18 protein-coding genes and 1 riboswitch are annotated in these 26,485 nt (G+C 40.3%); of the genes, 5 read left to right on the forward strand and 13 right to left on the reverse strand.

All coding sequences use genetic code 11. The annotated features are described in order from the left end of the window. Positions 1 to 257: 257 nt before the first annotated feature. Complete coding sequence (locus tag ACQKFO_RS13060; protein WP_427599156.1) at positions 258 to 1,202, reverse strand: arginine deiminase family protein; 945 nt, start codon at positions 1,200 to 1,202, stop codon at positions 258 to 260. 127 nt (positions 1,203 to 1,329) lie between these two features. Here ACQKFO_RS13060 and ACQKFO_RS13065 point away from each other — a divergent pair, with 127 nt between their 5' ends. Further along, positions 1,330 to 2,634, forward strand: coding sequence for an amino acid permease (locus ACQKFO_RS13065; protein WP_427599158.1), 1,305 nt, complete (start codon positions 1,330 to 1,332; stop codon positions 2,632 to 2,634). 12 nt (positions 2,635 to 2,646) lie between these two features. Here the strand turns inward: ACQKFO_RS13065 and ACQKFO_RS13070 are convergent, their stop codons facing one another. Together ACQKFO_RS13070 and ACQKFO_RS13075 are read right to left on the reverse strand one after the other, a co-directional pair. After that, positions 2,647 to 3,393, reverse strand: a complete 747-nt coding sequence (locus tag ACQKFO_RS13070) for a YqcI/YcgG family protein (RefSeq protein WP_427599160.1) — start codon at positions 3,391 to 3,393, stop codon at positions 2,647 to 2,649. A 63-nt stretch (positions 3,394 to 3,456) separates the two neighbouring features. Continuing rightward, positions 3,457 to 4,086 (reverse strand): LysE family transporter, encoded by a 630-nt coding sequence (locus ACQKFO_RS13075; RefSeq protein WP_427599161.1) that lies wholly within the window; start codon positions 4,084 to 4,086, stop codon positions 3,457 to 3,459. 129 nt (positions 4,087 to 4,215) lie between these two features. Here ACQKFO_RS13075 and ACQKFO_RS13080 point away from each other — a divergent pair, with 129 nt between their 5' ends. Together ACQKFO_RS13080 and ACQKFO_RS13085 are read left to right on the forward strand one after the other, a co-directional pair. Then, the gene (locus ACQKFO_RS13080; protein ID WP_427599162.1) at positions 4,216 to 4,854 is read left to right on the forward strand and encodes a spore coat protein; all 639 of its coding nucleotides are present in this window, start codon (positions 4,216 to 4,218) and stop codon (positions 4,852 to 4,854) included. A gap of 126 nt (positions 4,855 to 4,980) precedes the next feature. After that, the gene (locus ACQKFO_RS13085) at positions 4,981 to 5,475 is read left to right on the forward strand and encodes a L,D-transpeptidase family protein (protein WP_427599522.1); all 495 of its coding nucleotides are present in this window, start codon (positions 4,981 to 4,983) and stop codon (positions 5,473 to 5,475) included. 38 nt (positions 5,476 to 5,513) lie between these two features. Here the strand turns inward: ACQKFO_RS13085 and ACQKFO_RS13090 are convergent, their stop codons facing one another. Together ACQKFO_RS13090 and ACQKFO_RS13095 are read right to left on the reverse strand one after the other, a co-directional pair. Then, complete coding sequence (locus ACQKFO_RS13090; protein ID WP_427599163.1) at positions 5,514 to 6,710, reverse strand: aspartate kinase; 1,197 nt, start codon at positions 6,708 to 6,710, stop codon at positions 5,514 to 5,516. A gap of 45 nt (positions 6,711 to 6,755) precedes the next feature. After that, positions 6,756 to 8,003: a homoserine dehydrogenase gene (locus ACQKFO_RS13095; RefSeq protein ID WP_427599164.1), complete on the reverse strand. Its 1,248-nt coding sequence runs from the start codon at positions 8,001 to 8,003 to the stop codon at positions 6,756 to 6,758. A 150-nt stretch (positions 8,004 to 8,153) separates the two neighbouring features. Beyond that, a riboswitch (SAM riboswitch) is annotated at positions 8,154 to 8,263 on the reverse strand. A 259-nt stretch (positions 8,264 to 8,522) separates the two neighbouring features. Here ACQKFO_RS13095 and ACQKFO_RS13100 point away from each other — a divergent pair. After that, complete coding sequence (locus ACQKFO_RS13100; protein WP_427599165.1) at positions 8,523 to 9,908, forward strand: DUF2254 domain-containing protein; 1,386 nt, start codon at positions 8,523 to 8,525, stop codon at positions 9,906 to 9,908. 448 nt (positions 9,909 to 10,356) lie between these two features. Here the strand turns inward: ACQKFO_RS13100 and ACQKFO_RS13105 are convergent, their stop codons facing one another. The 7 genes from ACQKFO_RS13105 to ACQKFO_RS13135 all read right to left on the reverse strand — a co-directional run bounded on the left by ACQKFO_RS13105 (position 10,357) and on the right by ACQKFO_RS13135 (position 20,271). Further along, a complete protein-coding gene (locus ACQKFO_RS13105) occupies positions 10,357 to 10,617 on the reverse strand; it encodes a hypothetical protein (protein ID WP_427599166.1) in 261 nt (86 codons plus the stop codon). Between the two features lie 39 nt (positions 10,618 to 10,656). Then, the gene (locus ACQKFO_RS13110; protein WP_427599167.1) at positions 10,657 to 11,886 is read right to left on the reverse strand and encodes a hypothetical protein; all 1,230 of its coding nucleotides are present in this window, start codon (positions 11,884 to 11,886) and stop codon (positions 10,657 to 10,659) included. A 416-nt stretch (positions 11,887 to 12,302) separates the two neighbouring features. After that, positions 12,303 to 12,803, reverse strand: a complete 501-nt coding sequence (locus tag ACQKFO_RS13115) for a protease inhibitor I9 family protein (protein ID WP_427599168.1) — start codon at positions 12,801 to 12,803, stop codon at positions 12,303 to 12,305. Between the two features lie 117 nt (positions 12,804 to 12,920). Further along, complete coding sequence (locus ACQKFO_RS13120) at positions 12,921 to 13,634, reverse strand: hypothetical protein (protein ID WP_427599170.1); 714 nt, start codon at positions 13,632 to 13,634, stop codon at positions 12,921 to 12,923. A 19-nt stretch (positions 13,635 to 13,653) separates the two neighbouring features. Continuing rightward, positions 13,654 to 14,196 (reverse strand): signal peptidase I, encoded by a 543-nt coding sequence (locus tag ACQKFO_RS13125; RefSeq protein ID WP_427599172.1) that lies wholly within the window; start codon positions 14,194 to 14,196, stop codon positions 13,654 to 13,656. Positions 14,197 to 14,703: 507 nt separating this feature from the next. Beyond that, positions 14,704 to 15,942 carry a helix-turn-helix domain-containing protein gene (locus ACQKFO_RS13130; protein ID WP_427599174.1) on the reverse strand — a complete coding sequence of 413 codons (1,239 nt, stop codon included), beginning with the start codon at positions 15,940 to 15,942 and terminating at the stop codon, positions 14,704 to 14,706. 231 nt (positions 15,943 to 16,173) lie between these two features. Then, entirely contained in the window at positions 16,174 to 20,271 is a 4,098-nt protein-coding gene (locus ACQKFO_RS13135) for a S8 family serine peptidase (protein WP_427599176.1), read from the reverse strand. A 534-nt stretch (positions 20,272 to 20,805) separates the two neighbouring features. Between ACQKFO_RS13135 and ACQKFO_RS13140 the strand changes: the two genes are divergently transcribed. Then, on the forward strand, positions 20,806 to 24,864 hold the full coding sequence (locus tag ACQKFO_RS13140; RefSeq protein ID WP_427599177.1) for a S8 family serine peptidase: 4,059 nt from the start codon (positions 20,806 to 20,808) through the stop codon (positions 24,862 to 24,864). A gap of 200 nt (positions 24,865 to 25,064) precedes the next feature. Here ACQKFO_RS13140 and ACQKFO_RS13145 read toward each other — a convergent pair whose 3' ends face one another. Next, the gene (locus tag ACQKFO_RS13145; RefSeq protein WP_427599179.1) at positions 25,065 to 26,321 is read right to left on the reverse strand and encodes a helix-turn-helix domain-containing protein; all 1,257 of its coding nucleotides are present in this window, start codon (positions 26,319 to 26,321) and stop codon (positions 25,065 to 25,067) included. Positions 26,322 to 26,485: the final 164 nt, after the last annotated feature.

The raw sequence follows: 26,485 nt of genomic DNA on the forward strand, positions 1-26,485 counted from the left end.
TTTCTAGTCATTTCGTATGGGAAAGGTACTAATCTATCAAGTGTCATCGAGTTGCTCTCATATATAGGTTTAAATTAAAATGGTTTACTGATTTATGTGTTTACAATTTTTCGTAAAGTGATATGAAGGTCTTTTATCCCATCCCCATAACAGGGATAATAGTATTGTTAATTTAATTTTAATGAGAATGCTTGATGTCATAAAAAAAACCGGAGAAGTAATCTCCAGTTTATTTGTTCCAATCAGCTCTTCAATTTTCAATTTCTTTCTAATGGCAGTGTCATACACCTTATCCCTCCTCCACCTTTCTCGAGTTCATTCACATCGACTTCAATCAATTTCTTCCCTCGTAATTTCGGATGATCTTTCAATATCTTCTTATTGGCTTTCGTGCTGACTAATAGGGTCTCGGGATCCAAGTTCAGAAAATTGATATCCGCAACCGTGTGTTTTACATCATCCGTCCAGAGAACGTCGAAGCCTTGACGTCGGATGAATTCCTCCATCATCACGTACCGGCCACCATTCTCTGTGATGATTTGTACTGGAAAGAGCCTCATATAGCTCTTGGCTATGAGAAGGTCGGATCCTGCTACATTGCAGTTCATATCCAAATGCATGGTTTCCCCGGTTCGCGGCAAGTCGATGATCCCGATCTCCGAGAAGCCTGCCCGAAAAATCTCCTGTTGGATCTCTTCGATACTTTCAATGCTTGTCCGCATGCCTGTATTGATAAAGACAGCATCTTTATTCAGAACGAATACATCCCCATTTTCCAATGCCTTCAATCGGTTATTCTCCTTGATCGAAAACGTTTTTTCGTCAAACCATGTTTGAAACAGCTCATGACTATGTACGTATTCAGGTGCCCTCATTGTAATCCCCGCATCACCCGGAATGACAGTATTTCCATACACACATGCCAGGTCCCTTACAAATACCCTATTGATGAGCTGATGATTAAGTTCAGCCTTATCTCCCTTTAAATACAGGGAATAATCAATAACTGTTATACCTGCGTCTTCCATTGCCTTCTTCATACCTTCATGGTTTTCTTTCGCAATATCCTGGTTTACAGGCTTTTCCCACCCAACGTAATCCGCCGTTCTTTGGTCAGGAATGTCCAATGAAGAAGGCGAACACAACATCACCGTCTTTAACTCTCCATGTTCACTCCAGCAATTCGGATGAATCTTTATCATGAGCCAGCCTCCTTAGTATCAGTATCCTTTACTTTCTCCTTTCGTAGGCGAAATCATTCTGTTCCCTTCACATAATTCATGAGCCTCAACGTCAAACTATGAGGGGTAAAGGTCAGGTGAAAAACAGATGAGTAAATGTACGAATCAAACAAATCTTACATGGTGGCAGCTTTCACTAATCGGGGTGGGCTGTATCATTGGAACAGGTTACTTTCTGGGATCAGCCATCCCTATTCAAAGGGCGGGTTCTTCTGTATTGATTGCTTATTTAGTGGCCGGAATTGGAACATGGATGGTGTTTCAAGCCCTTGCAAAATTAACGGCCCATCATCCGGAAAAGGGATCTTTCCGTACTTATGCAAAGCAGGCTTACGGATCATGGGCAGGGTTCAGTAACGGATGGGTCTATTGGTCGGCAGAAATGCTCATTATGGGGAGTCAACTAACCGCTCTTGCTCTCTTTGCTCAATTCTGGTTTCCTGCCATTCCTCTGTGGATGTTCACTGCCGGATTTGCAGGTATTGGATTACTTGTCATTTTGATGGGCGTGCAGAAGGTGGAACAGATGGAGAATCTGTTCGGAATCATGAAAGTAGCAGCCATCGTGATGTTTGTCATCATCGCTGTTGCCGCCATGTTCGGGTGGTTAGGAACCGGTGGTACTGCCCAAACGCTTCAATCTCCATTAACAGAAATACTGCCACACGATGGAAAGGGTTTATGGCTCGCACTTCTTTTTGCCTTTTATGGGTTTGGGGGAATTGAAGTGATGGGACTGATGGCTCAGGAACTTAAAGACCCGAAGGATGCTCCAAAGTCAGGGAATATCATGCTTCTTATCTTGACCATCCTTTACCTACTATCCTTTTATCTCGTATTAAAGCTCGTTCCTGCAGGCAGGATCAATCCGAATGAAAGTCCTTTTCTAACGGCCCTTAAACAATATGACCTTCCCTGGGTACCCCATGTATTCAACGCCATTCTGATTATTGCGGGGTTCTCCACCATGGTCGCTTCCCTATATGCAGTCACGACGATGCTGGTGGCATTGGCAGAAGAAGGAGATGCCCCTAAGGTTTTCGCCAAAAAAGGGAAATGGAAGGTTCCTCTTCCAGCTTTCGGACTCATTACTCTTGTTGTCGCTGCTTCGATAATGATCGCCATGCTACTACCGGACAAATTATTCGAGTATATCACTACTGCAGCGGGACTGATGCTTCTGTACACGTGGATGTTTATTCTTGCTTCCTTTCACAAGCTCATGAGCAACGGTTGGTGGGACCGTCTCCAGACAATCTTTGCCCTCATCCTCATTTTATTGGCAATCAGCGGCACGCTTCTTGATCATGTAAGTCGCATTGGATTTTTTGTAAGCATCGGATTCATTGTGCTGATTGCGATTGCGACCATGATTAAAGAAAAAAAGAGTTAAAGCCTGAACGCTTTAACTCTTGATTTTCTTTTGCATATTTAAAAATGGACATTTCGATAGAGATGAATCGTCATCACTCAGATAATACTGTTTCCACTCATAGTTGTCTTCCTGACCATACCATTTAAGGCTGGGATGGGGTTCTGCCTCATCATACTCCATGAGCCGCTTCCGTATCACTTTCTTTAATTTCTGACCAAATGCAGTGGAAGAGTTGATTTCATCGAACACCCATCTGGGCTGGAAGGCTATAAGAAAATAAGGAAAATGACGGCTTTTCCGCACAGTATGGGCAGGTGTTGCACAGAAGGCAAAGTAAGGCTCCCCATCAAAACAAAATTCCCAGGTATGATCATGGGGATCCTTCGCAATATCTTCCGGCCATGGTGATTCATCCAATTCATGAATCCGATTCAATAAAGTCCAGAATATTTCCTGATAAGAATCGATAGATTGATTATCAGCCACTATCTCTTCCGAATTAAAAAAGACAACAAGAGATGCATACTTCCCTGTATCCCTTGAGATTTCACCATATTGCTTGAGTAAGCAGGCAAGCTTCTCAGATGCTGCTTGTTTTCTCGGATCTTCTGCAAACCCGAAGCGTAATGTATCTGTCTGAAAGCCTTGTTTTCCAGGTACACAAGGGTAAGGTTTTTCTTCGTCACACATTGCGGCCGAGAAATGCCCGTAGGCTGCCCTTTGCCATGGAGCAAGTTCCTCCCCTATTTGATCAATCAAACTTTTAGACCATAACATATAGCCGATCCCTCCTAATAGTACACATTTATCCTATTAGGAAGAAACATAGTGGGTGTCTGTCTAACCGAATAATAAACGGCATGCCTGGACACCAAAGTAGATCCCAAACCCTATCAAGATGAGTCCCGAAATAATGGATATGACATGTAAAATAACAGGACTGACCAGTTTCCTGGCCCCTGTCGCCACACCCGCCATCGTAAGATCCCAAATGGTGATTCCAAGAAAGATCCCCATGCTATACAGAAAGAGCTGTCCTGCTTCATAGGAACCGGAAGTCTGAGCTAATATAGAACCATAGATACCAAGCCAGAACAGAATGCTTAATGGATTGGAAATGGCCATAAAGAACCCTGTGCGAAAAGCTTTTCCTTTTGTTTCATGGGGATTTTGATGAGAGGGCTTAGTAATGGACCCCGATTTCAGGATGCCTTCAATCCCTGTATAAGTCAATACAAAGAACCCGAATACCCACAAGAACAATTTAATGACCGGTGTATCAATAAATTGAGAGACTCCGAAATAAATCAGAAGCATAAAGATCCCATCCGCTACCATTCCCCCCACCCCCACAAGCCAGGCATGGAAAAAGCCGAAGCGGATCCCCTTGTCCAATTGAGCGGCATTTATCGGTCCCATAGGGGCAGAAAGCGACAATCCCAAAATGATATAGCTTATGAATACACTCATCTTCAACCACCTTCAAATTGACTTCTTCCTATTGTATTCGGACAGGCTGCCAAGTATTAAACCGAAATACATAATTGTGCTTAATAAGGATATTCTAATCATCGATGCTATTTTCAAGGAGGAAAAAAGATGCAAAACCAAGGACAACAATCAAATATGACACCACCAGGAACTCAGATACCGCCGAGTATGATGAACACTCAAAGTAAAAACCATGGAGGCCATGAGCTCTTTGATGCCCATGAGATCATAGCAGGGATCATCAGCATGCTCGATCAGTATCAAATGTATGATCAGCACATTCAGGATCCGGAACTGAAGGATATACTAAAGCGCCAGTCAACATTCGTCACGACTATGTATAATACGATTGTGGGCAGCTTCTCGACAGGGCATGACCCCATCGTTCCTACCCAACAATACAAAATGACTCAAACCAATACCACCACATACGGTATCAAGCCCGGAGCACCTAAAAAACCGAATCAATCGGTCAACGACCTTTCCGATAAAGGCCTGTCTGCTTATATGCTTGGACAAACCAAGTCATTGGCCATGCTTCTTGCCATGACGGCACTTGAGATGACAAACCCTGTATTACGGCGTGTCGTAGCTGACAGCGTCCCGAATTTCATTGAAATGAGCTATGAGATTTTCCTTTATCAAAATAAGCACGGCTATTATCAGGTCCCTCAATTAAACGACCAGGATATGACCCTTATGCTCCAAAGCTATACAACCGTTCCACAACAAAACATGCCTCAATAACGTTAAATGTAGGCCTGTCTCCTCTTTCATTCTAAGAGGCGCAGGCTTTTTCACTTCACATCTTCTCGAACGACTTTCTCTCACCTACATAGGATAGAGGGAGAGTGAAATGGGGAGGTGTTTGAGCTGATTCACACAGTCAAAGTGGGAGAAACACTGAGTCAAATTTCAAGAGATTACAGAACCCCGTTACCTGCCATACTTAATGCCAATCCCGGTATCAATCCAGATGTGATTTATCCAGGACAAACGATTACGATACCAGGGATTCCTGATACAACCAATAACCCTTACCGCATTCAGGTTTCTGTTAACAACCGGTGGCTGCGTTTGTTCAAGGATGGGGTTCAAATCAAGCAGTATCCCATCGCAGTGGGGAGAGTGCTCTTTGAGACCCCCATTGGGGAATTTATCATCATTAACAAAGCACCAAATCCAGGCGGACCTTTTGGAACGATGTGGATGAGTCTATCGAAAGAAAGTTACGGGATTCATGGAACCAATGACCCAAGCTCGATTGGAAATGCCGTGTCCAAAGGATGTATTCGAATGTATAACAAAGACGTTGAGGAGTTAGCGGGAATCGTTCCAATCGGTACACCTGTTTTGATCAGTCCATAAGTAAAAAAAGTGTATAGGCTCCTATACACTTTTTCCTTTTACAAAACAGCTCTCCTTGTTTCCACATAGTCCAGACCGAAGTGCATATGAAGGACTCTTGCTGCTTTTTCTACATCGCATCTATCAACCAGTGTACTTAATCCTACAGGGGATTCCCAAATGGACGCCTTTGCAATATGGTAGTCATGAAAAACGTTGGTAACCTTTTCTCTTACCTCTTGTGAAGAGTTGATTTGACCGATCACGGATACCTTAGACAGGTCCTTTCTTTCCTCTAAATGAGAGTATGCCTGGTTATATTGTCCGACGATTCTTTTCACTTCATGAAAATCCTGATCTTTAACGATAAGAACAAGGTTTTCCTCGTATTTAATGATTTCTGTCTCAATATGATGGGAATCGAGATCATAAAGAATCAGTGACTCCCCACCATTACAGTCTATTATTGTCAGAACAGAGATATCACTATGATAGGCTACTCCCACAATAGGAGCATTCATCTGTGTTCTCCCACTAATGACGGTACCACGCCCCTCATTCAAACTGGAACAAACCACAAGAGGCACCTGATGTTCCCTCGCATGTTTAATCGCCCTTGGATGCAGGACACCAGCTCCCATGGTGGCAAAACGCAGCATCTCATCATAGGAGAGGGTGTCAATTTTGGCTGCCCGGGGAACGATTCGCGGATCCGACGTATACACCCCGTCTACATCCGTATAAATATCACACCTATCCGCTTTTAATGCGGCTGCCAGAGCAGCTGCCGTCGTATCGGAACCACCCCTGCCTAATGTAGTCACTTCTCCTTTATCAGTGATCCCTTGGAATCCTGCTACCACGACGATCCGTCCTTTTGATAACTCCGATTTTATCCGATCGGTATCGATTGAGGTAATCTTGGCATTCCCGAATACTCCATCGGTTTGAATTCCCGCCTGTCTACCTGTCAGGGATACGGCTTCCAGCCCCTTCTGTTGCAGGGCCATTGTCAAAAGGGAGATCGTCACCTGCTCTCCGGTACTTAAGAGCATATCCATTTCTCTCTTACTTGCCTCTGCGGTGAGTTCACCTGCCAATCTTACAAGTGTATCAGTGGTTTTGTTCATAGCTGATACCACTACGACTACATCATGACCTCTTTCTCTTTCTTTCATGACATGAAAGACCATGCGCTTGATTCGATCTGTAGAACCAACAGAGGTTCCACCAAACTTCTGAACGATCATACTCAATGCTACCCCTACTTTCCATCAGATCTTATTTATTAAAGATTACTTCTAAGAAACTCCAACGCCAGTTTTCACTTCATTTTCCAACGGAATTTCTTTTAAAATAGGAACAGCTTGGATATGGTCGTGTGTCCCAAGGAGCGATTCCAGTGTCTCTTTCCTTCCTTCAACAAATACGTACAAGTAATCGCCCAGTTGAATACGATCCTTTAATATGAACGACGGGATCCAGTTTTGATACTCATCATTTTCACGGATTCTTAAGACCCACTGGTGGCTGCTCTCATCAAGGACCTCTCCCGTATTCACGGTACTTTCGGCAGAGTCTGTATACTTTCTCTCTATCAACGACAGAAAATCCTCTACCATGGCGCTTCCCGTAGGCAATTTTCCAGCGCCTGGACCAAGCAGGGTGATCCTTCCTACAAGACTACCCTTTAGGGATATGGCATTTTCCACATCCTCCACTCCGTAAAAAGGATGGGTATGATGGACAAGGATAGGCTCTACTTCTCCTTTGATATGATCGATGGAATCCCGCCGGAGAGAACCTACATGCTTAAACCGTAGTCGAAAGGATTCCGCTGCCTGGAGCCATTCTGCAGTCAGATGGGAAATCCCCTTTCGTCGAATATTTTTCCAATCGGGCTGTCTGCCAAAGGCCGTTTGACTTAAAATAAGCAATTTATAGAATGCATCATGTCCTTCGATGTCATTTGTCGGGTCGGCTTCTGCGTATCCTTTCTCCTGAGAAATCTTTAAGGCTGTATCAAAGGCAAGACCTCTTTTTCTCATTTGAGATAATATGAAGTTGGACGTCCCATTCAGAATCCCTTGAATTTGTCTGATCTCATTCACCTTCAGAAGCTGCCTGATACTGCCGATCACAGGAATCCCTCCGGCTGTCGTCGCTTCAAATCCGACCGATACTCCCTTCCTTTTCGCCTTCTCCAATAGCTCAGGACCATATTTGGCAAACATCGCTTTATTGGCCGTGACAATATGAATCCCCTTCTCAATGGCTTGTGTTAAATACGTATAGCTCGGTTCTTCCCCCACGATCGCTTCAAAGATAACGTGCAGGTCCGTGATATCCAGGATTTCTTGGAAATCCGTTGTGACGTTGATGGATGATTCAATCCTTCGCTCCTTTGTGGGATCTTTAATAAGGATTGCCTTTACCTTCACCTCTTTACCCAGTACTTCTTTCAATCTGTCCTGATGAGTATCGATTGCTTCACAGACCCCTTGCCCTACTGTTCCGAACCCCAGAAGTGCCACATTAATCGCTGACATCATTCAGCCTCCTTTTATCGATTTTCCACTTGATACGCAAGAATATTTCATTACAGTTGAAGATCCACTTGAGGAATGCGAGCGGAAAAGAAAAAGGTATACAGAAAAGCCCTCTTCTTTTAAGAAGAGGGCTAAATGAGCATGCTCCTCCCCTTATCTTCCAGATCCTATCGAATCTGTAGGAATTGGCACCTTTGCAGTCTGATCCTGCAGGTTGCCGGGCTTCATCGGGCCTATCCCTCCGCCGCTCTTGATAAGAGATATAATGTTTCGTTTTGGTATTACTTGCTATTTGAGTATGAATTGGATTATAAAGGGGATTTATTCCCTCGTCAATACTATTTTTAGTATTTTTAAAAAATTCTTTCAAATATCATAGACGATTATATTTCCGATCGGTTTACTTGAAATTCAGCATCGTCTAAGAACCTATAAATCTATTTTGCAAAGAGACGTTTTAACATGTTCTGGCAGGGAAAACTAATCCATATCCCTTTATTGAAAGGAAACAGATCAATTATGTTGAAAAAAATGCTCCCCTTATCCATCAGAAAATATATGGTTATGTCCAAACGACAGAGAATGCGTGAGATTCGGTTGACCATATGGTATATGCCGTTCTTTTATATTTGTTTTTCCATACTGCTTGTAGCACTCACCCTCTATATAGATCTGTATGCCGACATCTCTCAGTATACATCCGATTTCTTAAGTATGGATGCATCTGTTACACGCATGCTTGTCAGTACACTCATCGGGGCTATCCTGACGCTCAGTGCTTTCACCTTGAATTCACTGCTTGTTGTACTCACTATGTTCAGTGGTCAATTTTCCCCCAGGATGCTCCTGGACTTCATTTCGGACAAACAAACACAGCATGCCCTTGGTATCTTTAATGGCAGTTTTGTATATGTACTGCTCCTCTTTCTTTTTATCGGAGACTCAAAGGAGGAACTGTTCGTTGCTGCGCCGATCATGACAATCGGACTTGCATTCCTTACTGCTGTCACATTTATCTTCTTCATTAACCATGCTTCCACCTGGATGCAGGTGCACAATATTACGTACAATATGAAGCAGGTATCTGAAGTGATGATCAATCAGACGTTAAAAAATGATTTAGAAACCCATCGAACAACAGAAAATGGCGACCTTATGGAGAATGAGAAGGAGAACATCATTCACTTACAGGCAAGGGAATCAGGCTATATTCAGTTAATCGATTTCCATGGAATAATCGAACGGGCTATGCAGGATAACCTCATCATTCAGCTTCATTACAAAGTCGGAGATTATATATTGGCCGGCAATAAAATCATGAGTATTTGGGGACCTGAGACCAACGATATTTCGGATGGTTTCTATCTCACTTTCATTGAAATGGGGCATAAAGAGACCGAAATCCAGGACCTGCAAATGGGGATTCACAAGCTGGCTGAAGTGGCGATCAAAGCACTCGGGAATGATGATCCAAAAACGGCCTCTAATACGATTGATCAGATGGCTGACCTTATGCTGACGGTGGAGGATCACTTATCCTTCACTCCTTATTTGATCGACCGGGAGGGAAGAGTCCGGGTTATTCTCCAGTCCGAAGCATTTGATTATTACTTGTACCGCGGGTTTGGCTATATTCGACATTATGCCAAAGACAATCATTTAATCATTACTGACATTGTGCGGGCACTGGCACTCATTGCCGAATCCATCCAGCCATCCAAACACAAGGACATATGGGAATTTGCCTGTAATACCATTGATCATATTGAAAGGGAGGTCATATACGAATTAGATAAAACCTTTCTTCTTCAAGAGGTTCATAAGCTGGCACGTCTCACTGAAAACCTAAGGGAATATAAGAAAATCGAAAGTAAATTCTATCCTTCTGCCAATGAAAATACGTAAAAGAGACTGGGCAAAACTAAAAAACCACGGTATAAAGAAGAATAATAGAAGTGTGGGTTCTTAATACCGCTAATGATTTCCGTGCAAGACTACGCTTTCCGCGGGTAGCCCGTGAGCCTCCTCGGCAAGCCTGCGGGAAGAAAAGCGGAGGGGCTTTGTTCAGAGGCGGGTGGCATAAGGCGAAGCGTCCACGAAGGCGTTCTTTGCCTTCTTGGAGGGTTTGACTTAAGACATGTGCCTCTAAGCCCCGGAGCTGGACGGGTCTCACATAAGCTACTTTTCCCGCAGGAGTCTTCGTCTTGCACTCCAATCAACCGCTGGAAACAGCTAAAATCAAATGTTCCGAAAATAAATAATAAACCCGAACAAATCTAAATACTAGGATGCAGATTTGTTCGAGTTTCACTTAGACTAAAACACTTTTGTCCAAGTCTCATTTTACTTTGAATTAAATCCATGTCTCGACAATGCTCGTATCTTCCTCTTTTGCTTTCGGAACGATTGAAAAACGTTCGGGAATTTCACTTCTGACTGCTTCTAATGTAGGTCTCATTAAAATATAATGCGTCGGTTGATTGACATCGAATAGCCTTGCTACAAACATGCCTTGATAATCTTGCGGATTGGAATAAATACAGATGATGGGCATCTTATAATCACTTAATGTCACCTCATCAAATGAAGAAATTAAACGATCCGGGTTTTCCATCAAACCACTCCTTTTCTGTAATGTCTGATCATATTACGTTCAGCTTAACACGCATTCTTTTCCTTCTGCCTCTATCCCATCCATTTGATTATGAATGTAGAGTTTTTGAATGTAATAGTTGCACTGAGCGTATTTCCCTTCTTCCTTCAATAGGGGGATGATGACCTTCTCGATATATTGATAATATGCTTGCTCTCCCTCTTGAACCCTTATCTCAAGCATCGTAAAGAAAGTTTCCATGCAAGAATTTTTCATATCTCTCAAAGATGCCTGTCCCTCTTCTATTAAACTTGCATATTTTTCATTATTTCCTGAACCGTCTATATTCATGGAACTATCAATATAGCCAAACAGGCTGTTTACATACACTTCTTTATAGGACTCATGCTTCAATAATCCATATGCCGTTTGAAATGCGTCCCTTGCCTTTCTATCCTCAAAGACATCTCGATAAAGATTCCCTAAATTCAGGTGAAGAACGGCTTTTCTCCTATGATCATGCAGATTATCACAGTGTTGGATTAACTCATCATATTTCTCTACCAACGTGGCCAGACTTGATTCTTCGCTTCTACTTTCAGCTACCAATTGAATCGTAGCAGCGTCTATACATCTCGTAAAATTAAACGTTTCCTTAAAATAATTTAGAGCCAGCTGACTAAATCGCAGGGACTTATCATGCTGCCCAAGATCATGATATCCAACTGACATATAATAGTAGGCTTCAGGGTTTGAATAAATATCCCGATCTATCTTCTCCAAATACTTCAGGGCTGTTTGTGGATTCCCTTTTGCAAGCTCATACATGCCTTTAATATGATAGTATAACTGAAAATCATAATTGAACATATGGAAGGACAGGCGCTTATTGGAAAACTGACTTAAATAGAAGGCAGCTTCTTTTACTTCCCCTTTCATGATAAAGTACCTTGCTTTCAGTAGCTTAAAGGTACCGTTAAGGGTTTCAATTTTGGTTAATGGGTTTTGTTCGATGGTCTCCTTCAATAATTCAATTTTTCCGTTTACCTGCTTGATCATGACATCATGCCACAATTCCAAATCCAATTGTAATTTTTTATATGCCTTTAACTCTTTCTCAACGTTCATATTTAACCTTTGATTGAACAATTCAATTTTGTCTTTCGTAATCTGTAAGTGTCCGCTTTCAATCTTACTGATATGTCCAGGGGTACAGATCCCATCTCCCACCTGCTTTTGGGTCATCCCCTTAAAAATCCTATAATACTTTATAAATGTCCCAATATGCATGATTTAACCTCCAGGGTGATGTAGTATACGATATCATTTCATCCCAATTCTTTATTTCAATATACGTTATACTCCTATTATACTAATAAGTGATCATGAGAAAATTGGGGTTTTCAGCAGGGTTTCCAAAGCCTGAAGTGTAACTTTTTACCCAGTTCTTTATTCATACCACATTGTTCACTTGACTGTTTTAAGTGCTTCCCAATGAAATACTGCCACTATTTGTTACAAATTTTTATAGTTTTTTAATAATATGGATTTGTAAATAAAACAGGAATAGTCCTTTAGACCTTATCTATTTTCCCGATTTCCTGCACAAATTTTATGCTATTTTCCGAAAATGATTGGGATCTTTTTATTAGATAAAAAGATAACCCTCACACCTTTCTGATTCAAGGTGTGAGGGTTATCTTAATTTACATTTGATCTGAAGGTTGGATAGGAGGATCCAGTTGAATTTTCTGGTTTGGATAAATCTTTGAAATAACAGAAGAGCCCATTAATCTCTTAATTTCATTTGCCGGTAATTCTATTGACACCCCATTAAAGGCTGTCTTATACCTGTGTTTGATGCGATATTCCACTTCATTATCATCCAAAAAGGAATGAAGTTCTTGCTCGAAAGCCTGATGACTCTGTTCAACGTGTTCCTTGGCTTTGTCCAAGGTCATATCCACGCCTTGAGCTTCTGCTTCCAGAACGGCGATTTGTGCAGGTTTTGTCTTAAACTCAATAATAACGGAAAGAATCTTCTCACTTGAAAGGTTAATCGATGGATCAACTTTGACCGACGAATTCATCGTTTCTTTCACCGCCTCTTCCTCGTTTTGATAGGCATTCTCCCCTATGTTCTCCTGACACCCTCCCATGAACATCATAAAGAGCAGGAATGGGACACTCCAGTAGCACTTCTTCATTAACTTTAAATCTCCTTTATTTAAGAGTTGAAAAAAAAAAGACAATCTATGAGGATTGTCTCCTATCGATTGTCTTTTCAAACGTTTTTCACGAAGTTATTCTATTTTAGGGATACGTTAGTTTTTTGCTCCATCATCCATTTGCTTGGCTGTTACATTCAAATTCGATGTGTATGAAACTCCTTGATATTCATTACCAGCTTTTTCGTCCAGTTTGATTGCGAAAGAAAGGTCAATGTATTGGTCATCATTTAATTGCCAGAATTCATGCTTCTCGCCCTCTTTAGAACCATCTCCAAGTACCATCTTGGCTTTCCCGCTCATGCCTTTTGCAGCAGGTTGAACGTCTTCTTCCTCTACAAATCCGACAACCATTTCAACTCCAGGAGCAATCGCTTTGGACATAGATTTTACTTCATTGGTTGTCCCATTGAATAACTCATCTAAGTAGATTCTTGATTCTTCCAGGATGTCGTCTGTCATTTCTTGTCCCTCAGAGAACTTATAAGCGATATAGCCTACTTTATAGGCATCTAAAGGTACATCTGCACTTAGAGACTGGTTATAGGTAGCTTTAAGATAAGCATCCATATCACCTGTGTTTTCAATCTTTAACCATTCACCATACTTTAATTGAGAAGGGGCAAACCCAGTAGCTTCGATGATCTTGGTTTCCATGTCTTGTGAGTTGTTGATTTCCAATGTACCGTTTGTGATCTCTCCTGTGGCATTTGTCTCGGATGTGAACCAAGAATATGTACCAAAGCTTCCAGATACTACGATTGCTCCTACTAAAGCGCTTCCCAAAAATGCATTCTTCAACTTAAACATGTCAATCCCCCATTATTTATTATGATTTGGTAAACTCCTCTTCCTTTTTCTTCGGCTTGATTCTTTCATAAACCGTCAAACACACATACCCCGTTAATGGCACAATGATGAATAGTAAGAAACCCATCGGTCCTTTCGTATATTGAGAAAGGAAACCGAGATTTGGAATATGAAAGAGTTCCTTCCCTACGATTTCATTTGCCGTTGTAACATCTTCATCCACCGTATTGTTGTTATCACCTTGAGTATAGAAGTGCTTTACTCCGTCTTCTCCAACAATGGAGGTGATTCGGTGAGTGATCAGGTTATTCTCCTGGTTGTAATAGGAGATGATATCTCCCTCTTTAAGATCATCTGCATCCATCTCCCGGGTAATGATCACATCTCCAGCCTCAAAGGTAGGAGCCATACTATTCGACAATACGGTTAACGGCTTGTATCCAAAAAAGGATAGCGGTTTATTGCTGTTCAGGCTTATGAAAATGGAAACGATGATCATCATGATGAGTAAAAAGATTACGATTGGAATGGCTTTTTTGACAATTTTCACTACCTGCTCCATTTCTCACCCTCTATTCTGGTTGTGCTGTATAAAAATAATTGGTCTAGCAAAAGAAGTTTACCTAATCAGAATTTAAGTAAGATTCTGATTTCTACCTTTATTATGACATAGCTTTAAACCTTGTTGTATTGGGGTTTCCACATGATTAAGGTTTCGGCTTCATAGGTATTAATGCCTGATTTATACTATCATTGAACGTGAAAAAGTTACTTAATTCTAAATAAAAATCAGATAACATGATAAAATAACCGGTCTTTTTTTACTATCTTAATCCCCCAATTATTGTCGATTAGAGGTATCTTTTTGAAAAGCAATGATGGATAGTAAAAAATATTTCCGTCAACTCATCATTATTTGACCTTTTTATATAAAAATATATATACACACCTGTTTCTGATTGATGGATAGTGTTTTCTACTTCTTCAAATCAAAAAACCAAGGTACTTTTTCCCGTACTCTTGGTTTAGATCAACCCGCTTTTCATATAAGAGTTTTACTCACACGACCTTAACAATTTTCAATCAATCTACCTGCATAAAGAAGGGCTTTCTCTTGATTTCCCTTATCTAAATAATGTTGATACATCGTTTTTTCATACGTATGCAGCTGTTGATGTTTTCCACTCCCCTCAAGCATGGGAATGATTTTTTCTTCAATAAACTGATAATACAACTCTTTTTTATCCTCATGTAATAAGCGAAGCATTTTAAAGAATAGAAAACTGCTTTGATCGTTAATTTCCTTCGCGAATTGAGTACCTGTCTCTATCAGTTGTTTGAGATCCTGTTCTTCTTGCTTTCCTTCGATATGTAAACTGCAGTAAACGTATCCAATCAGATTATTAAGATAGATAGGTGACTTTTGGTTCTTCTCCAATAAAGATAACGTCTTCTTGTAGTACATTTTTGCCTTTTCATTGTCCTCAACATACGAGTGTTCGTATGCTAAGTTGCTTAATAAAGCCGCTTTTTTTGACGTTTCATTAAGAATATCACACTGTGCGATTAAACGATTATACCGTTCTACGAGTTCCTCGAAATCCCAAAGTTCGTTTCTTCCTTCGTTTATCAACTTAATTGTTTCAGCATCAATGACCTTTTTAAAATTATTCGTTTTCCTGAAGTAATCAAGTGCGACTTCACTATAGTAATAGGCCTTTACTTTAAATTGGAGGTTATGATAGGCGATGGCGATTTGATAGAAGAATTCGTGATTTAAATATTCTTTTTCATTGATTTGAAGAAGATATTCGAGTGACTTCTTGAAGTCTCCTTTTATTCCTGCTGTGATTCCGAGAAGGTGATGAAGCAGGTGAAGTTCATACGTGTTTAATTCTTTACGGTGTTTATTCATTTTATCCAGCAGCGTTTCTGCTTGGGCGATGTTCCCTTGCAAAAGGTTGTATCTGGATTGTAATAAAAAATACTTATTCTTAACAGATTGGATGAGAAATAATGAATTCTTTTCTACCTCGTCTTTTAAACGTTCAATCTCACTTACTTGTTGTAAAACCATGCTATCGTGCCATTGCTCAAGCAACCGCTCATATTTCTGAAGGGACTGCATTTCCTTTTCCAGATCGATTCCGAGTTTCTCGCTTAGCATATGTGTGATTTCAGGAGAATATTGGGTGTTGCCACGCTCAATTTTACTGATATGAGTAACGGAACAAATCCCTTTTCCGAGTTCTTCCTGTGTTAGTTCATTTTTCTCTCTGTAAAATTTTATAAGTAGTCCTAAACTCATCGAATCCACTCCCGAAAGATTATACTAATTGTTTTTTGATTACCTCTTTTTTATCATCATACCTTTTCAATCTTCAATAAAACAGTGTTATTTTTTGTCTATTCGGACTTTTCAAAGTAGGAGTAAAGTGTAATCTCGATGAATTTTCATTCACGAAAAAAGAGCAGCCCTTAACGGACTACCCTTTCTTCTGGTTGATTACGTTCATCAAAATGTTTCGAAATGAAACCGTTAAGGATTAATTCCCAGTTCCTCTTTAATCGTGTCAATCGTATTACCATCTACTTCAGATTGAGGATCTGGAGTATCTAATACAAAATCATTTTCAGATAAGTAATACTTCTCAAGGAGTGTAAAGTCTTTTTCATCTGTCGTACCATCGAAGTTGATATCCGTATTTCGATAGTCCGTTCCCCAATGATCTTGAAGCAGTAGTGCATCGTGAATATCGATGGCATTGTCTTTATTGATATCTCCAGGCTTGGAAACGGCCATATAATAAGTGATGTATTCACCAATATCTACACCATTTTCTGTACGTCCCGCTTCAAGTGGTGTATATGTTGTGTAGTGTCCCGGTACATCCGTAACGACGGTATACTTCTGTACAGATGATGGTAGTTGTTCGATAGAAATAACACCGTTTTTCGGTATGGTGACAGGATAAGTATTTCCATTTGTATCCTCTAAGTGTATAGTGGCACCTATTTGTGTGTAATCCCGGCTATAATCAAAGCGACCTGCATCTGTCAGGAGTCCTTCTGCGCCTATAAACCCTGCATTAACCTTTGATACTTTCGGATAGACTGGGTGAGCTCCCATTTTCGTCGGGATCCGTGGTCCGTTATTAATCTTCATCGTACTTACACTACTGAACAATGGAGAATACGTATTGAAAAACTCCTGCTCATTCGTATCAGCTACAATCTTGAATAATGCAACGTCTCCTGATACGCCTTCATCTGGAATTTTTATCTCAATATCATTTCTGACACTTGTTGTACCGGTTTTTGTCACATTCAATTCTGTTCCCTCTGGTAACCCATCCGCTAATTGGAATTCAACAGAATCCAAAAGCTTACTTGAGTTATAGGTATACATTGAAAAGTCATGGGCTTTTTCCAAATTGTTAGCGTAGAATGTATAAGTGATCTTATCACCCATTTGGTAAGACTCTTTATCCGGTTTCGCGAAAACATATTGAAGTCCTTTAGGTGCATAGTAGACCACTTTAGGAATAGCTGTATTTCCAGCATAATCAGCTCCTAAATATTGCATTTCCCTGATGGATGACGTTTTTACATTAATTTCCTTTGAAAACTGTCCATTTTCATCCACTTGTAGTCGATAGCTTGGACCATTCGTCCCATACCATATATTATTACTTGCTTGAGTGAGCGGGATATCGGTCTTTGCCGTTTCCTCTATTTCTGAATCCAATAAAGTTCCTGATAAAGTGACTGTTTCTTGACCCTCTTCCAGCTCTACAATCGGAAAGTCACCGGTTGGCAATGCATTCGTCTGATCATAAACGACTGTCGGTGCCCCGTTATCTAAGCTAATGGTGGATGTTTTGGCAAACTGCTTTCCATCTTTCGTCGTTCCGATCATCTTCACATCATAAATGCCATCTTCCACTCTCACTTTTGTATAGCTGATCGGCTTTTTATCATGTCCTGTTAATGGATAATAATATCCATAGAACCCCTCTTCAATAAAATAATCGACATCGATTGCAGCTCCTGTTGCATTCACACCTGTAATCCATCCCAGGTCTTCTTTCGTATCTGGATCAACCAGTACCCAATCCAATCTTTCCATCGGGGAATTCAATCTGAAATCAAGATCGGTTTCTTTTCTGCTATAAGGATTGTTCACGCGATTAGTCGAAATACTTTTCGTATAAACATCAAAGTAGCCGATTCCTTCCTCCACGACTTTCACTCCGAATGGGATACGATAGCTGTTCTCTGGATCCTTTTGATTTTGAATCACGATGTATCCTTCATATGTTCCTTTTTGAGCCGTTTTCGGGATGGTAAGAATCGCATTGAATGGTTCTTCTTTATTCTTTTTCACTTTCATGGAGCTTGGCACATTGAGCCTCACACCATTTTTCTCAGCATCCAGAGACCCAGAAGCCTTTGCCCCCACATTATATTCTACTGAAATATCGTACTTGTTGTTATTATTACTATTATTTGTAATTGATAGATTGGTCGTTTTTGTAATATGTTCATTCCCCATCGGGATAAAACCGTAGCTTAGGCCACCGGTTTGTTCCGGAATGATGATTTCTTCCTGGTTTTCAATAAATGGTGTTTCATCCAGAACAGAAATCATCGTGTCCGAATGGATGGCTTGCATTGGATCGACTCTTCCCGCTCCAACTTCAAATACGCTATATTGATTTTTCAATGGATCTGCCGTATTCATTAACACAGATTTAATTTCGCTTGGCGTATAATCAGGATGTGCTTGAAGTAATAATGCTGCAATCCCTGCTACTTGAGGTGACGCCATTGATGTGCCTGATAACCGTTGATAGGCATGTGAATAATCCGATGAATCTTCTTTATTCTGCATATAGGATGGAACGGTTGAGAGAATATTGACCCCAGGTGCCGTTACCTCTGGCTTGATATCATACAATGTTCCTGAAGGACCTTTTGAACTGAAGGATGCAAGCTCATCACCGCTGATTTCCGCTTCCCCCATTTCTCCCAATGTGATGGTTGGTGTTCCATCTTTGAATAGTTCTTTCACCGCTAAGCCCTCTTGATTCGTTAATGAAAAAGTCGGGATATTGTCATTGCTTTCGCCTAAATAATGAGGGATATGACCTTCATCCGGATTCATATTATAAATGATGACGGCTTTTGCCCCATTTTGTTTCGCGTATTCCATTTTTTCGATGAGTGCATATGAGCCGCGAGCCACGAATGCCACTTTTCCAGTGACATCTTTCCCGTTGTAATCAGCAGGTCCACCTTCTCCTACTTCAACCATTTCAAAGCTTTGGCCTTGGAGCTTACTGAACTCATCCGTCCATTTGTTCGTCATTAACTGTAGAACTCCATCCTGTTCCTTACCTTCCACAGAGAACACGCCATCATAAGTCGTGACAAAAGATGGTGCAGAACTTGCTCCTACCGTCAAAGCAAGGGCAGCGGCACCTGGAGATCCCAGCGTATAATTTCCTTGATCCCCAGAGTTCCCAGCGGCAACAACGGCTGTAACACCACTTAACACGGCATTATCAACGGCTATGCTCGTTGCATACAAAGGGTTATTCGTTGCTGCTCCAAGGGATAGGTTGATGACATCCATTCCATCTGCTACGGCACGGTCAATCCCGGCAAGAATGTTACTCGTTGATCCAGATCCGTATGGCCCTAATACACGGTATACATTCAATTCCGCATCTGGAGCGACACCAATCACTTTGTAATCCGAGTCATTTACAGCTTGACCCACAATCGTTCCTGAGACATGTGTACCATGATCTGTGTAGTAACTGTTCCCTTGATTGTTCTCAGGATATCCAGAAGCTTTCCAGTCATCATACGTCGCTTCCATCGGATCATCATCTTTATCTACAAAATCGTATCCGCCTTTATAGGCATCTTTTAAATCAGGGTGGTTATAATCGATTCCTGTATCAATCACACCAACCTTGACTCCTTTACCAGTGAATCCTTCTTTATGTAGCTGATCAATATTCATGAAAGGAATACTGTCCACTTTTGTAGTAGATCCTTCTTCTTCATCGGTTTTCGGTGGAGGAGTAAGTTGAACCTCTAATTCGCTATAGACGGCTTTAACAGCTTCCGATTCTACTAGACTTTCAACTTGATTGCCTGGGAGAGTAATCGCAACTCCATTAAATGCATTCGTATAAGAGTATTTAATTTCATAAGGATCTTTACCAGATTTCGTCTTTTTCCCAATTTTAGTATCCAAGTCTTTTTTAAACTTTTTATGGGACTCTTCTACCTTTTTCTTTGCCGTTTCAAGAGAAACCTCTTTACCCTTTAGGGATTGTTGTATTTGTTCTGCTTTTGCAGGCAGCTGATCAAATTCGACAATAACGGTCACGTTCTCTTCACTCTTCAAGTCAATATCTCTTGATAACTGAAGACCCTTGATAGAACGATTATCCTCCAGGTTTTGTAAAGCTTCAAGCTGCTCCTTTGAGAGACCAGCCAGGACCTTCATAGCGTCGGAATCTGACTCTGCATGTACTGCAGGTTCAGAACTTAAAGGTGCTGCTGCCCCTAAAAGAAGTCCTACACTTAATGCAATTTTTGGATATTTGCTGTTTCTCATGAATTCAACCCCCATTTACTTTCTTAAGTTAATTATATTGTCGAATAACGAATAAGTCATTGGGGGGAATTTTGTCAATAAAGGGAGACGAAACATAGGAATGATTGTATCTTCCCCCTTGTAAAACTCTGAAAAATCAATCATTTGAGATGGAATTAAAATCACCTAAATAACAAATAGTTCAATAGAACCAAAACTTTTAACCTATAAAAGTTGGGGGATAAAAGAATATTTTTCTATTCAACAATCCTTTCTAGTTTCTTGCTAGTATCGTTCAACTTCAATTATTCATCCTCTACATCATTCGTTTGGGAAAATCGAAACCTTCAAAAGGACTAACCAGATCATTCATACATACTCAAACACTGCCATTCACACATATACATAGTACTATTTACATGTTTATTTGTGATTTTTTAACAACATTTTTTTCTTAATTATCCCCATACACACAAAAATACATTTATGTGATGATTTTATATATTAAGAAAATATTACCTTTTCTTAATATATAAAAAAAGAGGAGTGAATGATTTGTACAAGCAAAAGTTGTTAAAAAAAGTAACAGTAGCTGGTCTATCATTTGGAATGGTATTTAGTACCGTAGCATCCATTCCTAGTAGTGTTAACGGCGAGACAATCGACACTAGTTCCCTATCAAGTTTGAACGCTCTAAAACACCTGACTGATTCACAGAGAAAAGCGCTAAAAGATTTAGAGTTGAATGACAAGACTGGATTACAGTTGTCTCCATCCATCCACTTAGATACAGATGAGGATATCTCAGTCATAGTGGAGTTTCATCAAAAGCCTGTCAAAGTTGCCCAGCTTCAAGCAAGCTTAAAAGGAGAAGTTTTATCAAAGACAAAAGCTAAAGATAGCATAGCAAAAGAACAAAAGAAATTTAAAGAGGATCTCGGTAAAATATTCGAAGGTGAAAATGATAAGTCTTATGACATTAAATATCATTACACAGAGGCCTTTAACGGCGTAGCGATGACTTTGCCGGCAAACAAAATAGAATCGCTCTTACAAACAGAAGCAGTAAAGACGATTTGGGGTAATGAAGCGGTAAGTATAGAACCACCAAGTACAAAAGAAGTTTCAAGCCTTAATATTTCTACTAAAATGGCCGACAGTAATCCTTACTTAGGAGTTGACCACCTGCATCAAGAAGGCTTAACCGGTGAAGGTCTAAAAATCGGGGTAATCGATACAGGAATTGATTACAACCACCCTGATTTAAAACAGGCCTACAAAGGCGGGTATGACTTTGTCGATAACGATGAAGACCCAATGGAAACAACATATGAGGATTGGGAAAATTCAAGAAAACCAGAAATCTCAAACGGAAACGCCTACTATACTCAACACGGAACCCATGTTTCTGGAATTATTGCTGGTCAAGGGACAAATAAAAGTGACTATGCGACGACAGGAGTCGCTCCAAACGCAGAAATTCATGCGTATAGAGTATTAGGTCCATACGGCAGTGGAATGACTGAAAATGTGCTTAAAGGGATCGATCAGGCAGTTGAAGATGGGATGGACATCATCAACATGTCATTAGGTGCTTCCATTAATGACCCCTATTTCCCAACGAGTGTCGCTGTCAACAACGCCGTTTTGAGCGGAGTCACGACTGTGGTAGCCGCAGGAAATTCAGGAAACGCGGCCTACACTCTAGGATCACCCGCTTCCTCTGCTTTAGCTCTTACAGTCGGTGCCAGTGATACTCCCCTCGATATCGATACATACGAAGGGAAACTTTCTAAAGAATCTGTCGCTCTTCAGTTATTGGGGAGACACTACAGTGATAGAATAGAAGATTTTGAAGGTCAAACACTCCCTATCGTAGAGGTGGGATTAGGTAAACCTGAGGATTATAACGGTAAAGATGTGGAGGGTAAAATTGTTCTCGTCCGTCGTGGAGAAATCACATTTAATGACAAGATCAAATTTGCAAAACTGCATGGTGCTAAAGCGATCTTTATTTACAATAATGAAGGTGAGGGGCAAATCCCATACTTTCTAGGTGAAAACAAAGACTTCATTCCTGCATTCGGTTTGACTAAAAGTGATGGAGAAACTTTACTTGAAGAATTATCGAATTCTAACGAATTTACATTTAATAAAATAGGAACGGTTAAAACAGAAGGAGATCAATTAGCTGATTTCAGTTCAAGAGGTCCATCAAAATTTAATTATGATATCAAACCTGAAGTGACGGCACCGGGAGTTGGTATTCAGTCCACGGTTCCATCTTATATGGTAAACCATGAGGAATCAGAGAATTATGAATATGCCTATCAACGATTATCCGGAACCTCCATGGCATCCCCTCAAGTAGCAGGAATGGCTGCATTACTATTAGAAGCCAATCCAGACCTAAAACCAGAAGACATCAAAACCATTCTTATGAACACCGCGGATCCGTTAAATGGTGATTATAGCGTGTTTGAAGTCGGTGCGGGTAGAGTCGACCCATATGAGGCGATCCATTCTTCTATGAAATTCCAGGTTATCGATGAAACAACCAACATTGCAAACGGTGGAGAAGTGTTGATTGATGAGAAAACAGGTTCTATCGGATTTGGCCTGCAATACAACGACGGGCAAGCGATTCGTGACCAGCGTACCATTGAAGTAAGTAATCATGGAAATGAGAAGAAGACCTTTACTGGTGAGGTTGAATTTACAAACCATTCATTAAATGCCGACCAAAACGGTGTTCAAGTGGTGTTCGATAAGAAAATTTCTGTTAAAGCGGGTAAAACGAAGAAAACCAATGCCTTTGTGATGATCCCTAAAACAGCTGATCAAGGTTTTTATGAAGGATATATCACTTATACGAATGTAAACGATCCTGAAGAATCGTACCAAATTCCATTTTCAATCAGAGTAGCGAAAGAAGGATTCGACTTTTTAGTATTAAATAAGCAAGTATTAACGACCAATCCAGGAAGCTATGTTGGTTCATTTCCGGTTGCCACATTCGGCTTTCAGCTGAATTCAAAGGTAGAACAAGTAGATGTTGTGTTAGCCGATGGCGAAACAGGTGAAGACATTGGTTATGTCGGGTATTTCAATGGCAGCGACCTACAGATTGGTGTCCCTTATGGACTATACGGTTATGGTGGAAATTATTACCCATTCACTGGAGATGAGGATTACCCTATCCATTTAAAAGAAAAATTAGCCGATCAAGGCCATTATAAGCTCAAGTTCATTGCAACAAATGAAAACGGTAAGACCTTTACAGAAAGTGATGACATTTTTGTCGACAATACTACTCCACAAATGAAGACAAGCATTGATGATCAACTTGTTTATGAGTTCGCTGAAGGGCAACAAACGTATCCGATAACCGGAACCTTGATTGACAAAGAAGTGGATGCTATTCAAGCTGCCGGAATTGATATTAGTCAAACAGACAATTTCGCATATGAATATTTGTACAACATGTTTCCAGATAATCTGATCCGTCCAAATGCAGATGGAACATTTGAAAAGGAAATTCCCCTTGTCAGACCTACCAACAATTTGGCACGATTAGAAGGCTTCGATGCTGCTACCAACAAGACAGAAAGAAAGACTTATCATTTTGTTCCAGAAGGCACTCCCTATATGACCGGAACCTATGATCAAAAGTCTGCGAAGCCGGGAGACATTGTTACGTTTACAATGACTGCAAACAACGTAAAACAATTAAAAGAAGCGAAATTCACTTTCTACTATATTGATTCAATGGAAATCCTGGATATAAAGAAAAACGCTGCTTTATCCGATTATGACGTTGACCTACAAACCGATTTGTCGATTGGATCCTTTTCCAACGCAAAAATAGATCTTACCCTGAATGAGGATCAAGAAATAAACGGGGATATTCCTATGTTAGATGTCACCTTTAAAGTGACTGATAATAAATGGACCAATTTCGCAGGCTTTAACTCTACTAGCAACAGATACATTGACGCCAATGGTAAAACGGTACCTGCCCAAGGATACATTGAAGGTTTGAAATTACTGAATCAAACTGGAATTATTACTGGAGGCTTTGTAGGACAAGGATTCTTAAAACCTGATACGTCCATTGATTTCTCAAGGGATTATACACAGGTTGGCGCTTCAGTTGAGCTGGTTAGTCCGGATGGAACAGAATACACGACTGATATTAGTACTCGTGGATTCTTCCGATACGATAACATTCCAGTTAACCCTGAGCCATATACTCTCAAGGTAAACATACCTGGTCACTTCCCTTATTATGAAAAGATTATGGTCAATACAGAGGAAGATGGACAACTCACAGGAACGTTAACTAACACTACTGCCTTCACTTATGCAGGGGACGTGAATCAAGACGATGTCATTGATATCTTTGATGCCCTGTATTTAAAAGAAAAATGGCAGTCCGATGATCGTTCGTCAGACATTAATGATGATGGCATTGTCGATCAAAAAGATTGGAGTTATGTCGAAACGAATTATCTTATGCGTAATCATACATTGGATGAGTTAAAAGATGTTGTTAAAAACGATCAAGGGATGACACTTGATAAAGTGAAAAAGGAATTAGGAATGACAAACTAAATCAAAGGCGTTTATGAAGAATTTGTTGTTTGCAAAATAGTGAGTAGCAGTTGAATTTTTCAATAAATGTCTAGTTCTGAAGGAACCGTACTCATGTTCAGGATGTTCACGAGTACGGTTGTTTTTTTATCGATCCCTTCTCCCATTACCTAAGGATCAACCTGTTTCAACCCTTCCAATTGTAATCAACGCCTATATTGTTATCTCCTATTTCCTTCCCTTAATAACAGGCAATAGTTCTCATCATGTTGGGGTGTTGCATGGGTTCTATATTCCCAGAAAGCCAATAAACATTTTTTGAACCTTTCAATATTCCCTATTCTCATTGATGATTCGGCTACTTCCAATAATACGTTCAACCCTCTATCATACTGGTTGCTTTTACATTGAAACAATGCAAATGCGTAGCGAAAATCCAGATACCGTTTCTCTTTTAACCATGGCTCCTTACTTACAGCCATATCTTGAATCACATGACTGAACCTTTCCATCAAGGTCTTTGCATCCTCTATCCGATTTAAGTGAACGTATGTCTCGAAAATTCGCGGTAAGCCTGCATACACATCATCCCTTTTTTCCAACCATGAGAGATATTCATCGGCATAGTCCAACTTTCCAAAATCCAATAAGGCTGCATAGCGGTTTCCCACAGCTGTTTCTGCGTAGTAGTTGTTCACTTGTGAATATTGATCGATCAAACTTAACACTTTTTCAAGAGTGGCACCTAATCTGGAAAGAGCGAAACCCTTATACATGAGAGCCCGTCCATAATATTCCCCTTCATCCGCCATTTTTTCCAGTTTTTCTGCATAATTCAGGACCTGTCTCCAATCTTCACGTCGATAGTAATCTGCCATTATCCACATATAGGCTTCCTTTCTAATGTCAACAGGCATGTAGGCTAGTTGGTCTAACAATTGAGACAGAGCATGCTGCCCTTTGTCTGTTCCTTTTACGATATAAAACCTTCTGAAATAGCTTACGGCTACTTTTTCTGAGAATCGATCTGATTCGCTCTCGATCAACACTTCATAGAGAGGGAGGGCCTGCTTTCCCTTACCTTCTTCAAAAAGTTTTTCTGCAACGGAAAATATATATAATAAATTTTTCTTTCTTATCGTTTTAGACCGTTCTTCCAACATGATATCTACCATTTTATTGGAATACTTCTCATACCCTTCAGCAGCACACTTATACAAGAACTGGACACTTCTTCGTTTGTCCACCCGTTTTCCTTCATTTAAGCATTCCTCCAAATAGTATGGATAAAGGGTGCCTTCTGATTCGCCAAATGCAGCTGTCATTGCATCCAGGTTTTGAAGTGAAAGGGGCTGTCTGTGGTTAAGAATGCGACTGATCTCGCTTATATGAATACCTGTAATCTTCGAAAGTTCTGTTTTATTCCAATTTTTCTTTTCCATATACTTTTGAATTTCTTGATAGAGAGCTGCATTCATTTAATTCACCCGTTCCTTTGATGTAACCAAATGGAGTTCATGGTAACGATGGATTTGTGAAAGGAAAGATTTGATAGAATTTTTCAAAAATATTATCCCATCAAATTCAATTATAATCAAAGGAAAAAGATAGAAAGAGTTCAGTACTGTATATGCTTTGATGT

It is taken from the genome of Rossellomorea sp. NPDC071047 (assembly GCF_050270195.1).
GTDB lineage: Bacteria > Bacillota > Bacilli > Bacillales > Bacillaceae_B > Rossellomorea.